General features: G+C 61.0%; 13 protein-coding genes and 1 tRNA gene. 10 read left to right on the top strand and 4 right to left on the bottom strand.

Annotation, left to right across the window (positions count from 1 at the left end; all coding sequences use genetic code 11):
* Positions 1 to 96: 96 nt before the first annotated feature.
* Positions 97 to 285 (top strand): hypothetical protein, encoded by a 189-nt coding sequence (locus MOK15_RS04870; RefSeq protein WP_242930568.1) that lies wholly within the window; start codon positions 97 to 99, stop codon positions 283 to 285.
* A gap of 26 nt (positions 286 to 311) precedes the next feature.
* Here MOK15_RS04870 and MOK15_RS04865 read toward each other — a convergent pair whose 3' ends face one another.
* Positions 312 to 440, bottom strand: coding sequence for an entericidin A/B family lipoprotein (locus tag MOK15_RS04865; protein ID WP_242930567.1), 129 nt, complete (start codon positions 438 to 440; stop codon positions 312 to 314).
* 137 nt (positions 441 to 577) lie between these two features.
* Here MOK15_RS04865 and MOK15_RS04860 point away from each other — a divergent pair.
* Both MOK15_RS04860 and MOK15_RS04855 read left to right on the top strand, forming a co-directional pair.
* Positions 578 to 652 (top strand) — tRNA-Val (locus MOK15_RS04860).
* A gap of 117 nt (positions 653 to 769) precedes the next feature.
* Positions 770 to 3,004, top strand: coding sequence for a S9 family peptidase (locus MOK15_RS04855; RefSeq protein WP_242932633.1), 2,235 nt, complete (start codon positions 770 to 772; stop codon positions 3,002 to 3,004).
* A 9-nt stretch (positions 3,005 to 3,013) separates the two neighbouring features.
* Here MOK15_RS04855 and MOK15_RS04850 read toward each other — a convergent pair whose 3' ends face one another.
* Positions 3,014 to 3,724, bottom strand: a complete 711-nt coding sequence (locus MOK15_RS04850) for a methyltransferase domain-containing protein (RefSeq protein WP_242930566.1) — start codon at positions 3,722 to 3,724, stop codon at positions 3,014 to 3,016.
* Between the two features lie 159 nt (positions 3,725 to 3,883).
* Here MOK15_RS04850 and MOK15_RS04845 point away from each other — a divergent pair, with 159 nt between their 5' ends.
* Genes MOK15_RS04845 through MOK15_RS04825 form a run of 5 tightly spaced genes read left to right on the top strand, consistent with a single transcriptional unit; the run spans position 3,884 to position 9,403 of the window.
* Positions 3,884 to 4,909, top strand: coding sequence for an aspartate-semialdehyde dehydrogenase (locus MOK15_RS04845; protein WP_242932632.1), 1,026 nt, complete (start codon positions 3,884 to 3,886; stop codon positions 4,907 to 4,909).
* A 9-nt stretch (positions 4,910 to 4,918) separates the two neighbouring features.
* On the top strand, positions 4,919 to 5,557 hold the full coding sequence (locus MOK15_RS04840; RefSeq protein ID WP_242930565.1) for a DUF2238 domain-containing protein: 639 nt from the start codon (positions 4,919 to 4,921) through the stop codon (positions 5,555 to 5,557).
* Between the two features lie 43 nt (positions 5,558 to 5,600).
* Positions 5,601 to 6,362: an alpha/beta fold hydrolase gene (locus tag MOK15_RS04835; protein ID WP_242930564.1), complete on the top strand. Its 762-nt coding sequence runs from the start codon at positions 5,601 to 5,603 to the stop codon at positions 6,360 to 6,362.
* 52 nt (positions 6,363 to 6,414) lie between these two features.
* Entirely contained in the window at positions 6,415 to 8,223 is a 1,809-nt protein-coding gene (locus tag MOK15_RS04830; RefSeq protein WP_242930563.1) for a M2 family metallopeptidase, read from the top strand.
* 31 nt (positions 8,224 to 8,254) lie between these two features.
* A complete protein-coding gene (locus MOK15_RS04825; protein ID WP_242930562.1) occupies positions 8,255 to 9,403 on the top strand; it encodes a GGDEF domain-containing protein in 1,149 nt (382 codons plus the stop codon).
* Between the two features lie 12 nt (positions 9,404 to 9,415).
* On the opposite strand, the gene MOK15_RS04820 is transcribed toward MOK15_RS04825, so the two are convergent.
* A complete protein-coding gene (locus MOK15_RS04820) occupies positions 9,416 to 10,870 on the bottom strand; it encodes an AMP nucleosidase (RefSeq protein WP_242930561.1) in 1,455 nt (484 codons plus the stop codon).
* An 88-nt stretch (positions 10,871 to 10,958) separates the two neighbouring features.
* Complete coding sequence (locus MOK15_RS04815; RefSeq protein WP_242930560.1) at positions 10,959 to 11,441, bottom strand: peroxiredoxin; 483 nt, start codon at positions 11,439 to 11,441, stop codon at positions 10,959 to 10,961.
* A 145-nt stretch (positions 11,442 to 11,586) separates the two neighbouring features.
* On the opposite strand from MOK15_RS04815, the gene MOK15_RS04810 reads away from it, so the two are divergent.
* Both MOK15_RS04810 and ahcY read left to right on the top strand, forming a co-directional pair.
* Entirely contained in the window at positions 11,587 to 12,147 is a 561-nt protein-coding gene (locus tag MOK15_RS04810) for a YqgE/AlgH family protein (protein ID WP_242930559.1), read from the top strand.
* A 137-nt stretch (positions 12,148 to 12,284) separates the two neighbouring features.
* Positions 12,285 to 13,703: an adenosylhomocysteinase gene (ahcY, locus tag MOK15_RS04805; protein WP_347567175.1), complete on the top strand. Its 1,419-nt coding sequence runs from the start codon at positions 12,285 to 12,287 to the stop codon at positions 13,701 to 13,703.
* The last annotated feature ends 128 nt before the right edge of the window (positions 13,704 to 13,831 follow it).

Genomic DNA, 13,831 nt, shown 5'->3' with positions numbered 1-13,831 from the left:
CAGCGACAATATTCTTACAAAATGTTCATGAACGAATTTCGGTCAATTGACATTGTGCATCGCACAACGAATGATTGCTGACCGGAAGGAGCAGCCATGTCTCTCAGGGCCAAAGCACAGGAAAAGGTCGAGCGTGCGGGTATTTCCAATTACTCGTTCGACCGGGATGTGCTGGTCATGTGCGGTGTGCGCTACACCGTCGAGGCGTGCGAATGTGGCGAACCGGATTGTGATGGGGTTCGCCTGCGCAGGAGTGCCGCCGCAGGGAGCGGCATCCTGCAATAGGGCCTAGGGAAGGGGCGTATGGCCCCTCAGTGTATGGCGTCCTTTCCGGCGCGACCCACCGATTCGATATCCCGGCCGACGCCTTGCACCGTGTTGCAGGCGGCAAGGGCGCTCAACAGCAAGCTGCCGATCACCAGGGCAAGGATTTGACGCATAAAGGCTATACTCCTGAACTTTGACGCCCTTTTATAGGCGCCGATCCAGCGAACAGGAAAGCATTTTGCATCGAAGGGACGCTGGCACGCTTGACAGGGCAGGCAGCCAATGCCAATGGCCGCCTCCTCCTTACAGGGGGCGCGTAGCTCAGCGGTAGAGCACACCCTTCACACGGGTGGGGTCACAGGTTCAATCCCTGTCGCGCCCACCATGGCCTTCCGGTCATGGCTGGATAGATTATTTCCCGGCATTGATCTTTTCTTGTCCGTCGCGCTAAGCCTGCGTGCCATGAAGCGGTGCGTGCGCGCGCCGACCGGAAAGGATGACGATGCCTCCCTATCTGAAAGCCGGCGCGGCTCTAGGCGCGCTGCTGCTGATCCCCATTTTCCCCGTTCAGGCCCAGGATATAGCAGGGCAGAAGCTGACGCTGGAGCGTGTTTTCGCCAGCCCCGATCTGGCCGGGTCGCAGCCGCGCGCGCTCAAGCTATCACCTGACGGTACGCTGGTAACGCTGCTCAAGCCGCGCGCGGACGAGAAGGAACGGCTCGATCTCTGGGCGATCGACAGCCAGACAGGTGCGGAACGAATGCTGGTCGATTCCAAAAAGACCGGTAGCGGCGCAGAGCTTTCCGAAGCAGAAAAGATGCAGCGCGAACGCGACCGATCGGTGGCGGGCAGCAGCGGCATCACCAGCTATGACTGGTCGTCCGACGGCAAGAGTATCCTCGTACCCGTCGATGGCGATCTCTATCTCGCCGGATTGGACGGGAAGGTGACACGCCTGACCGATACGCCCGACGGAGAGCTGAATGGCGTGGTCAGCCCCAAGGGGGGATTTGTGTCTTTCGTGCGCGGCGGCAATCTGTTCGTGCAGCCGATCGGCGGACAGGAACACCAACTCACGCAGGGCGCGAGCGATACCGTGAGTTGGGGTGTGGCCGAGTTCGTCGCGCAGGAGGAAATGGACCGGCGCACCGGCTATTGGTGGTCGCCCGACGATAATCTGATCGCGGTGGCCCGCGTCGATGAAAGTCCGGTCGGCATCGTCACCCGTACCGCGATCGGCGGGGAGGGGACAAAGGTATATCAGCAACGTTATCCCGCTGCTGGCACGCCCAATGCGAACGTCGACCTTTATGTAATGAAGCGTGACGGATCCGGCCAGTTGAAGGTTGATCTGGGCGCGAGCAGGGACATCTACCTTGCCCGTGTCAACTGGTCGAAGGACGGCAGAACGCTTTATGTCCAGCGGGAGAGCCGCGATCAGAAGACGCTTGATCTGCTCGCCGTCGATCCCGCGACCGGCAGGGCGAAAGTCGCGCTGACCGAGACGGCGAAAAGCTGGATCAACCTGTCCAATAATTTCCATGCCTTACAGGATGGCAGCTTCCTCTGGTGGTCGGAAAGAACCGGCCATGGCCATCTCTATCGCGTGGATGGAGCAAAATGGACCGCGTTGACCAGCGGCGATTGGGAAGTGCGTGACGTCGTGGGTGTGGATGAGGACAAGGGCCTCGTCTATTTCACCGGCAATCGTGAAACGCCGCTGGAGCAGCAACTCTATGTCGCGCCATTGGGCAAGCCCGGACAGGCGCGCGCGCTGACGGCAAATGGCTGGTGGAATGACGCCGTGATGGACGGCGCCGCGAGCCGCATCGTCGTGACGCGCCAGAATACGGACCAGCCCAAGCAGGTCTATCTGGCCGACAGCAGCGGCAAGCAGCTACAATGGTTGTCGGAAAATGCGCTGACCGGCGGCCATCCCTATGCGCCCTATGTCGCCAGTCATGTGAAGACGCGGTTCGGCACGGTAAAAGCGGCGGACGGCACGACCCTCTATACCAAGATCATGACCCCGCCGATGGAGCCGGGGAAGCGTTACCCAGTCTTCATGATCCATTATGGCGGCCCCGGCGGGGGGCGGCAGGTCACGAACACATGGTCGGGCGCGCTCAATCAATATCTGGTGGATCGCGGCTGGATCGTTTTCGCCATCGACAATCGCGGCACGCCCGATCGCGGCAAGGCGTTCGAGGATCACCTCTACCGTGCCATGGGCACGGTGGAGGTGGAGGATCAGTTGAAGGGCGTCGAATGGCTGAAGGCCCAGTCCTATGTCGATCCCAAGCGGATCGCCACCTATGGCTGGTCCTATGGCGGCTATATGTCCCTGAAGCTGCTAGAAAAGGCGCCGGGCGTCTTCGCCGCGGCGGTGGCGGGCGCACCGGTGACGAAGTGGCAACTCTACGACACCCATTATACCGAACGCTATCTCGGCCAGCCGCAGGACAAGCCCAGTGCCTATCCGACGTCAGGCGCGTTGGATGAGGCGGTAAAGATCACGGACCCGCTGTTGCTGATCCACGGCATGTCCGACGACAATGTCGTGTTCGACAATGCGACCGCGCTGATGGCCAGGATGCAGGGTGCGGCGGTGCCGTTCGAGATGATGGCCTATCCCGGCCAGACCCACCGTATCGGTGGGCCGGGCATCAGCGTTCATCTGTGGCGCACGATCGAGCATTTCCTTGCGGAACATACCGGTGGCCCGATCAACAAATGATCTGGATCGCTATCGCCAGGCGTGAAAGACCGCACGGCGATAGCGATCCTTCTTGCGGAAGGGCATGGCCCATTTGCGCCAGCCCTCATTGTCCAGCACCTCCGGCAGAACCTTGAAACGCGAATAGCCGAAGCGTTGACACATTTCGCGCAGGGCCAGGATATTGGGCGCCCAGAAATTGGTGGGATCGCGATTCAGTTCCAGTTCGGTGAAGAGGCGCATCGCCGGAACCGGTTCGTGCCGCAGCGCCGTCACCGTTTCCACCACCAGATGATCGTGGCTCATCGCCGCGGCGGCCTCCAATACGCGGTAGGGATCGGTGACATGATAGAGGACGCCGAGTAGCAGGACGGTGTCGAACTGGCCCAATTGCTCTACCCGGTGATTCGCGACATCCAGGTCAAGCGATCGGACCTTCGATCCGAAGCGGGCATGGGCATGGTCGAAACCGCTCTTGTCGCCCCAGCCCTGGCCCGACCAGCAGAAATGATCGGTCGCGAGCACTTCTGCGGCTCCACGCCGTTCCGCTTCGAAGGAAAAGAAACCATCCCATGCGCCGATGTCGAGTACCCGTCGGCCGGCCATCGACATGCTGAAAATCTGATCGGCTTCCTCGCGCAGCGATTCCAGCGGCTTTATGCCGTCTACGCGCTCGCCATCGGGAAATTGGAAACTGTGAAACCAATGCTGGGGCAGGGGTGGCAGCGACTTTGACTGCATCAACTATAATCCGGTGACAGGAGGATGGGAAAGGGGCTGTTGCGGCGGGATCGGTAATCTGCTCGCTATCGGTTCGACAAGCCCTTATTTCTGGACAAACGCCCCAGTATCGCTATGGCGCCCACGCTGCAATATCGCATATGAGTGGAGACTTTAGTCATGGGTTACAAGGTCGTCGTCGTTGGTGCCACCGGTAATGTGGGCCGCGAGATGCTGACCATTCTCGCCGAACGCGAGTTCCCTATTGACGAAATCGCAGCCGTCGCTTCGTCGCGGTCGCAGGGGCTGACCGTCGATTTCGGCGAAACCGGCAAGACCATAAAATGCCAGAATATTGAGCATTTCGACTTCACCGGCTGGGACATTGCCCTGTTCGCCGCTGGCTCCGGCCCAACGGCTGAATATGCGCCCAAGGCGGCGGCCGCCGGCTGCGTCGTGATCGACAATTCGTCGCTCTACCGCATGGACCCGGACGTGCCTCTGGTTGTGCCCGAAGTGAACCCGGATGCAATCGACGGCTACAAGAAGAAGAATATCATCGCCAACCCGAACTGCTCGACCGCTCAGATGGTCGTGGCCTTGAAGCCGCTGCATGATGCCGCGACGATCAAGCGCGTCGTCGTCGCGACCTACCAGTCGGTTTCCGGCGCGGGCAAGGCGGGCATGGACGAACTGTTCGAGCAGAGCCGCAACATCTTCGTCGGCGATCCGGCCGAACCGAAAAAGTTCACCAAGCAGATCGCCTTCAACGTGATTCCGCACATCGACAGCTTCCTGGACGACGGATCGACCAAGGAAGAGTGGAAGATGGTCGTGGAGACCAAGAAGATCCTCGATCCCAAAGTCAAGGTTACGGCGACCTGCGTGCGCGTGCCGGTGTTTGTCGGTCACTCCGAAGCGATCAACATCGAGTTCGAGAAGGAAATTTCGGCCAAGGAAGCCCAGGATATCCTACGTGAGGCGCCCGGCGTGATGCTGGTCGATAAGCGCGAGGATGGCGGCTATATCACGCCGATCGAGTGTGTGGGCGATTTCGCGACCTTCATCAGCCGCGTGCGGGAAGATTCGACCGTCGAAAACGGCATCAACCTCTGGTGCGTCAGCGACAATCTTCGCAAGGGCGCAGCGCTGAACGCGGTGCAGATCGCGGAACTGCTGGGCCGCCGTCACCTCAAGAAGGGCTAAGCCGCCCTTATGATCTCCGGCGCTGTAGCGGTGTGGAAAGCCCTTCCATTCGCGCAGCGCCGGATGATCCTGCTGCTGCTTGCTGCGATCGGCCTCGCCAATATCGCGCAGCCCTATCCCGATCTAGCGCCGCTCCAGCATGGACCAACGGTTGCACTGGTTGTCGCCGCGCCGTGGCTGCTGCGACGTTGGCCCCTGTCCACATCCGCTGTCACCTGCATCTGGCTGTTCCTGTTGCTGCACACCTTGGGCGCGCGCTGGATTTACAGCTATGTGCCCTATGACGATTGGGCGCGGGCGATCAGCGGCCATGATATTTCCAGCCTTTTTGGCATGAAGCGCAACGGTTATGATCGCTTAGTACATTTCGCCTTCGGCGCACTGTTGACCTTTCCGATTGCCGAAAGTGCGCGATGCCATGGCGGATTGCCATGGCGCTGGAGCCTGGTCTTCGCCTTTGCCGCCATTGGGCTGGGCAGTGCGTTATATGAGATATTCGAATGGCTGCTCACCATCGTCGCTGCGGGCGATACGGCCGACTATTATAACGGCCAGCAGGGCGATGTCTGGGACGCGCAAAAGGACATGGCGGTTGCACAGGTGGGCGCCACGCTGGCGTTCATCGCGCTCTTGCGCCGCAACCGATGACGCCATATCGGCAAACTGCCCCCGCCTGATAAGGAACTGCCCAATGACCGACCTGCCGATCGAACGCCATGACATAAAGGGGCGGGACGGGCTGCCGATTGCGGTGCATGTCGTGGGGGAAGGGCGGGATCTGGTGTTGATCCATGGCTATTTCTCCAATGCCTGGACCAACTGGATACGATATGGCCATGCCGCCAGGCTAGTGGAGGCAGGCTTTCGCCTGATCCTGCCGGACCTGCGCGGTCATGGCGAGAGCGGCAAGCCGCACGACGCGACGGCCTATCCGCCCGACGCATTGACCGACGACAATCTGGCGCTGGTCGAGCAGATGGGCCTGACCGACTATGACCTGGGCGGTTATTCGCTGGGCGCGCGGACTACCGTGCGGATGCTGGCGCGCGGGGCTACCCCCCGCCGCGTGATCCTGGCCGGCATGGGGCTGCGCGGCCTGGTCAAGACGCTGGATAAGGGCGGCTATTACAAGAATGTCCTCACCAACCTTGGCAGCTTCGAACGCGGCACATCCGAATGGATGACGGAGGCGTTCCTCAAGACCACCAAGGGCGATCCCGTGGCGATGCTCCATATCCTCAACACCTTCGTCGATACGCCGGAGGCTGTCATTGCCGGCTTCCAGCAACCGACCGAAGTGATCTGCGGTGCGGACGATCAGGACAATGGTATTGCGCAGGAACTGGTCGATATACTGCCCAACGGCCGTTATGTCGAAATTCCCGGCAACCACATGAACGCCGTGACCCGCAAGGAATTGGGGCAGGCGATCATCGACTTCCTCACCGCTTGACTGGATCGCCGGAGGAAGCCACCTTCCCCTCATAACCGATAAGGGGAACTCCATGAAAATCGCTATTTCGCTGGCCGCGCTTGCGGCCGCCCTTGTTGTTTCGCCGGTGATGGCGCAGCAAACACCGACTGCGGCCGACGCCGAAGCCTTCCTCGCCAAGGCCGAACAGAGCTTGTTCGACCAGTCGATTGTCAGCAGCCGGGCGGCCTGGATCAACGCGACCTACCTCACTGACGATACCGACGCGATAGCTTCCTATTTCGGGGCGATCGACACCAAGATGCGGGTCGATTACGCGCTGGACGCCGCCAAGTTCGCAACCGCGCCGGGCCTGAGCGAGGAGACGAAGCGCCGGCTGACGCTGCTGCGCACCGCGCTGACTCTGCCCGCGCCGACAACGCCGGGCGCGGCGGAGGAACTGAACGACCTCGCGACGAAACTCCAGTCCGCCTATGGCAAAGGCAAGGGTACGCTCAAGGGGCAGCCGATCAACGGCAGCGATATCGAAGAGCAGATGGGGGAGAACCGCAACCCCGCAGAACTCAAGGAAATGTGGGTCAGTTGGCATGACAATGTCGGCGCACCGATGCGGCAGGATTATGCCAAGCTGGTGAGCATCGCCAATGCCGGTTCCAAGGAGCTGGGCTTTGCTGACACTGGCGTCATGTGGCGGTCCAAATATGATATGCCCGCCGACGATTTCGCCAAGCTGACCGACAAGATCTGGGCGGAGGTGAAACCGCTCTATGACGAGCTGCACTGCTACACCCGCACGAAGCTCAACGAGAAATATGGCGACGCCGTCCAGCCCAGGACCGGCCCGATCCGCGCTGACCTGCTGGGCAATATGTGGGCGCAGGAATGGGGCAATATCTACGATATCGTCGCGCCGCAGGGGGCGGGCGACCTGGGCTATGACGTGACCAACTTGCTCAAGGCCAAAGCCTATGATCCCGTCAAGATGGTGAAGGCAGGTGAAGGATTTTACAGCTCGCTCGGCTTTCAACAACTGCCGCAGAGCTTCTGGGACCGTTCGCAGATCGTCAAGCCGCGCGATCGCGAAGTCGTCTGCCACGCCTCGGCCTGGGATCTGGACAACAAGAACGACATCCGCATCAAGATGTGCACGAAGGTCAATGGCGACGATTTCGTGACCATCCATCACGAGCTGGGCCATAATTATTACCAGCGTGCCTATCAGATCCAGAAGCCGCTCTATCTGGATGGCGCCAATGACGGATTCCATGAAGCGATCGGCGATTTCGTCGCCCTGTCGATCACCCCCGACTATCTGGTGAAGATCGGCCTGCTTGATCCCGCGAAGGTTCCCGGCGCGGACAAGGATCTGGGTCTGCTGTTGCGGCAGGCGATGGACAAGGTAGCGTTCCTGCCCTTCGGCCTGCTGATCGACAAATGGCGCTGGGGCGTGTTCGACGGATCGATTCCGGAAAGCCAATATGAAAAGAGCTGGACCGACCTGCGTCTTCAATATCAGGGCATCATCCCGCCCGTAGCCCGTGACGAAACGAAGTTCGACGCGGGCGGAAAATATCATATCCCCGGCAACACCCCCTATACCCGCTATTTCCTGGCCCGCGTGCTGCAATTCCAATTCTATGAGGCCGCGTGCAAGCAGGCCGGCTGGAAGGGGCCACTTCACCGTTGTTCCTTCTATGGCAACAAGGAAGTCGGCGCGAAGCTCAACGCCATGCTGGAAATGGGCGCATCAAAACCCTGGCCCGACGCGCTGCAGGCCTTCACCGGCAGTCGTGAGATGTCTGGAAAGGCTTTGGTGAATTATTTCGCGCCGTTACAAAAATGGCTGACTACGCAGAACAAGGGCAAGTCCTGCGGCTGGTAAGCGCGAGTAAATCTTGGTAAACGGCTGATGCATGAGCGTGTCAATCGTTGTCCTTTCCCTGTTGTTCGGTTCCAGCGTCGTCATGGCTATCGCCATGGCGGTCGCCTGGTTGCATTTCGGGCGCCAGAAGCATGTCCTGACCTGGACGGCATCTTATGCCGTGGCCGTTTTTCAATGGCTGGCCAATGCCGGCGGCTATTTTCTGCAAAGCGGGCCATTGTTCACCCTGGCCGGTGTCGGATTAGTGACCAGCGCCACGCTGTTGGCCATCGGCATTCGGCAACGATCGGGCCGAACTGTTTCGGTCCGGCTGTTTGCCATTCCGGCTTTGATCGCGATTGGGGCGACCGCTATCGCTATCTCGCCGATGGGCAGCCAAGCCATGCAGGGCATGATTACCCCGACCTATGTCGGCGTATTGATGGGGATCAGCGCCATATTGCTTTGGCCTAAGGGGCGCCGCTTCACCACACCTGAACTCGCCTTCTTCTCGCTTCTGATTGCCTTTGCCGTCGCGCAGATGGCATTGGCCGGATCAGCTATCCTCATCCGCGGGCCAGAGGAAGGCAAGGAGCTATATCGCGCGATCCTCAGTCTGTTTATGCCGTCCATCTATGTCGGCACCGGGGTCGCCGCAGTTCTGGTGGTTGCCGGCGATCTGGCGCAGCAACTGCGTCGGCAGATGCGGCACGATCCTCTGACCCAGGTTCTCAATCGCCGCGGCCTGGATGAAGCCGCCGAACGCGCCATTGCGCAGGCACGGCGTCATCAACGTCCGCTGGCGCTCGTCGTCTGCGATCTCGATGGGTTCAAGGCGCTGAACGACAGCCATGGTCATATCGCCGGGGATCAGGCGTTGCAGGGTTTTGCGCAACTCCTAACCCTCGCAGTGCGCAGAGGCGATGTTGTCGGCCGCATGGGTGGCGACGAGTTTGGGCTTTTGTTGCAGGATAGCAGCGCTGGCGCAGCGGCCGACGTCATGGAGCGGGTGCGCGCTGAAGTCAGTCACCTTTTGCTGCCCCGGATTCCGAACACACGATTGCGCGCCAGCTTTGGCGTGGCGGAGCTTATCGGCACCGACATGCGGCTGGAAGACATGGTGGCCCGCGCCGACGATGCCCTTTATACCGCGAAGAAGGATGGCAAGAACCGGGTCAGCATAGCGCGCCCTGCGGCCTGACCCGGCACAGGCTCAACGGAATGGCGGCTCATTGAAAGCGCGCAGCTTGCGGCTGTGCAGCTTTGCTCCCTCCTGGCGGAGCAGTTCGCAGGCCATCAGACCGACACGCAGATGCCCCGAAATCGCTTCCTCATAGAAGCGATTGGCCTGACCCGGCAGCTTCAGTTCGCCATGGATAGGCTTGTCCGAAACGCAGAGCAAAGTGCCGTAGGGCACGCGGAAGCGATAGCCCTGAGCCGCGATCGTTGCCGATTCCATGTCGATGCCGACGGCGCGTGACAGGCTGAACCGCAGGGCCGAGCTGGAATAGCGCAATTCCCAGTTGCGGTCGTCGGTTGTCACGACCGTCCCAGTGCGCAGACGGCGCTTGAAATCCTCCGGATTGTTGCCGCCCAATATGGCTTCGGCCGCGGTCGCCATCGCAACCTGCACCTCCGCGATCGCCGGCACCGGGATTTCCGGCGGCAGCATGTCATCCAGCACCTTGTCGTCGCGCAGATAGGCGTGGGCCAGCACATAGTCGCCGATGCGCTGGCTGGGGCGCAGGCCGCCGCAATGGCCGATCATCAGCCAGGCTTCGGGACGGACGACGGCCAGATGGTCGCAGATCGTCTTGGCGTTGGCCGGGCCGACACCGATGTTGACCAGGGTGATGCCGCTGCGGTCGGGCGCGATCAGATGATAGGCCGGCATCTGGTGCTTGCGCCAGGCGCTGTCGGCGATCATGCCCGCCGGGTCCGCCGTCTCGGGAGTCACATAGACGCCACCGGCACCCGACAGGGCTGTGAAACGGCTGCCTTCGCGCTGCAACTCCGCGCAGGCCCAGGCCACGAATTCATCGACATAGCGATGATAGTTGGTGAACAGGATGTAGCGCTGCACATGTTCGGCGGGCGTGCCGGTGTAATGTTTCAGGCGCGCCAGCGAGAAATCGGTGCGCAGGCCGTCAAACAGGGCCAGCGGCCGGTCGCCATCGGCATCAACGATGAAGAGGCCATCGGCGATCTCGTCGCCGATCTCTGCCAGTTCGGTCGCCGGGAAATAGCGGGCCAGTTCGGTCGGTGGCGTACCGTCGAGCGCGCTGATGTCCAATCCGTCGAGGACATAGGGGAAGGGGATCTGCTGGTCGCTAAGCCCGGTTTCGACCTCCACGCCATAGTCGCGGACCAGAAGGTCGATCTGTTCGGCCAGATAGTCGGCGAACATGGCGGGGCGTGTGACCGTGGTCACATAGCGGCCCGGCTTGGACAGGCGGGCGAAGGAACGGCCCGGCGGCGGCGCGTTGCTGTCGCTATGATGGGTGATGCGCAGTTCAGGATAGCAGAAGCGCCGGTCGGCACGCGCTTCTACGGGTGGGATGCTGCCATCTCTTGCATAAGTCCGCATCGCCTCACGCAGATTTTCGATGGATGTCTGATAGATGCGGTCGAGTTGCGCGACCGCGGCGCTGCCGATGCTTTGTGTCATCGCCTCCTGTTACCGTTTTTGCGTGACGGAAGGAAGACGCTGAAAAGCAGGCGCGCCGGATTATTCATCCGGCGCGCCATTTGCTAGATCAGAGCTGTTCCAGCATATGGTCCGCCGACGAAACCTTGAAATCGCCCGGCGCTTCAACGTTAAGTTCGGCGATCACACCGTCCTTGACGATCATGGAGAAGCGCTGACCGCGCGTGCCCAGGCCGAACTTGCTGCCGTCCATGGTAAGGCCGACGGCCTGTGCAAAGTCGCCATTCCCGTCGGCGAGCATGGTCACTTTGCCCTCGGCGCCGGCCGACTTGCCCCAGGCGCCCATGACAAAGGCATCATTGACAGCGGTGCAGGCGATTTCATCGACGCCCTTGGCCTTGAGCGCATCCGCCTTCTCGATGAAGCCGGGCAGATGCTTGGCCGAGCAGGTCGGCGTGAAGGCGCCCGGCACGGAGAAGATGGCGACGGTCTTGCCCGCGAAATAATCGTCGGACGGAACGGCTTCGGGGCCATTCTCGGTCATCTTGGTGAAAGTCGTGGTAGGAAGGCGATCGCCCTTGGAAATGGTCATGGTTCAAGTCTCCTGGCCTGTGACGCGCCGGGAGGTCGGCCTTGACGCGCGCCCTGTCAAGGGAGGGACGTGGAATATGTCGTGCCGCCCCATCCATGCGATTGCCCGTCCTTGGCAAGCGCGGACTGCAATCTATATTCGACGCATGACCCAGGCGAACTTCTATGGCGGGCATTTCTTGCTCGCCCTACCCGGCATGGAAGACATGCGGTTCGATCATTCGGTCATTGCGCTTTGCGTCCATGATGCCCAGGGCGCCTTGGGCATTGCGGTGGGTGAGGAGATGGAGGGCGTACGGTTCCGGGATCTGCTGGACAGTTTCGATATAGACGGCAGCGGCGTGCCGGACATCCCCGTCCTGCGCGGCGGGCCGGTGGAGCCACGTCGCGGTTTCGTGCTGCATTCGCTCGACTGGCCGGGTCAGGATATGGTGCGGGTGGGCGATCTGTGGGGTCTGTCCGGCTCGCTCGATATCCTCAAGGCAATCGCGGAAGGGCGAGGTCCGCGTCATTATCTGATCGCGCTCGGCTATGCGGGGTGGGGAGCAGGGCAATTGGAACAGGAAATGACCGGCGAAAGCTGGTTCCTTGCACCCGGCGACCAGGAACTGCTGTTCGACACACCGACTCGCCGCAAACGATCTGCCATCTTCGCCGCGGCGGGGATCGATTCATCGCATCTGGTCGGTGGCGCCGGTTCGGCCTGAACCAATTGGCGAGGCGACATAAAGAAAACTTTATATTGAGTTGCCTTGCGGACTACCCCTTGGTAAGGCGCTAACCATGTTGCCGTGGGATCGAGCCTGTGGCGCAGATACATTCTAGACCAAACGGAGACACGCTCGTGGCCACCGCACCCGCCACCCAGGCGCAGGACTATGTGATCGCCGACATCGGCCTTGCCGGTTTCGGCCGCAAGGAGATGGACATCGCCGAAACCGAAATGCCGGGCCTGATGGCCCTGCGTAAGGAATTTGGCCCGTCGCAGCCGCTCAAGGGCGCGCGCATCACCGGATCACTGCACATGACGATCCAGACCGCCGTGCTGATCGAAACGCTGACCGCGCTGGGCGCGCAGGTTCGCTGGGCGACCTGCAACATCTATTCGACGCAGGACCATGCCGCCGCCGCCATCGCCGCGTCGGGCGTGCCGGTCTTCGCGATCAAGGGCGAGACGCTCCAGGAATATTGGGATTATGTCGAGCGCATCTTCGACTGGCACACGGATGAGTCCGGCGTCGCCAACATGATCCTGGACGATGGCGGCGACGCCACCATGTTCGCGCTGTGGGGCGCCCGCGTCGAGGCCGGGGAAGAACTGTTCACCCCGTCGAACGAGGAAGAAGAAATCTTCGTCGCCGTCCTCAAGCGCGTATTGGCCGAGCGTCCTGGTTTCCTGACCAAGACCGTCCAGTCGATCAAGGGTGTGTCGGAAGAGACCACCACCGGCGTCCATCGCCTGTATGAACTGGCGAAGAAGGGCAAGCTGCCCTTCCCGGCGATCAACGTGAACGACAGCGTCACCAAGTCGAAGTTCGACAATCTGTACGGCTGCAAGGAATCGTTGGTCGACGCGATCCGTCGCGGCACCGACGTCATGCTGGCCGGCAAGATCGCCTGCGTCGCGGGCTTCGGCGATGTCGGCAAGGGATCGGCCGCCTCGCTGCGTAACGGCGGCGCGCGCGTGATGGTGACTGAAGTCGATCCGATCTGCGCATTGCAGGCCGCGATGGAAGGCTATGAGGTCGTGACGATGGAAGAAGCGGCGCCCCGCGCCGACATCTTCGTCACCGCCACCGGCAACGAAGGCGTCCTGACCGTCGATCACATGCGCGCCATGAAGAATATGGCGATCGTGTCCAACATCGGCCATTTCGACAGCGAAATCGAAATTGCTGGTCTGTCCAACATGAAGTGGACCGAGATCAAGCCGCAGGTCGACGAAGTCGAATTCCCCGACGGCAAGAAGATCATCGTCCTGTCGAAGGGCCGTCTGGTCAATCTGGGCAACGCCACCGGCCATCCCAGCTTCGTCATGTCGGCCAGCTTCACCAACCAGACGCTGGCGCAGATCGAGCTGTGGACCAAGAGCGAGACCTACGGCAACGACGTCTATGTCCTGCCCAAGCATCTGGACGAGAAGGTCGCCGAACTGCACCTGGAAAAGCTGGGCGTGAAGCTGACCAAGCTGAGCCAGCGCCAGGCCGACTATATCGGCGTCCCTGTGGAAGGGCCGTTCAAGCCGGATCATTACCGCTACTAAGGCGGTACAAAAAGGGGGAAGGCGGCAACGCCTTCCCCCTTTTTCTTGGCGCTCGGCCATTACGGCGCGCAAATCTTTCCATCACCCGCTTCCCGCTGCGCCAGACTTGCGATAGGTCGGTGTCGATT

It is taken from the genome of Sphingobium sp. BYY-5, assembly GCF_022758885.1.
In the GTDB taxonomy this organism is placed as follows: domain Bacteria; phylum Pseudomonadota; class Alphaproteobacteria; order Sphingomonadales; family Sphingomonadaceae; genus Sphingobium.
Note: the sequence above shows the minus strand (reverse complement) of the source record. Positions and strands in the feature narration are given on the sequence as shown.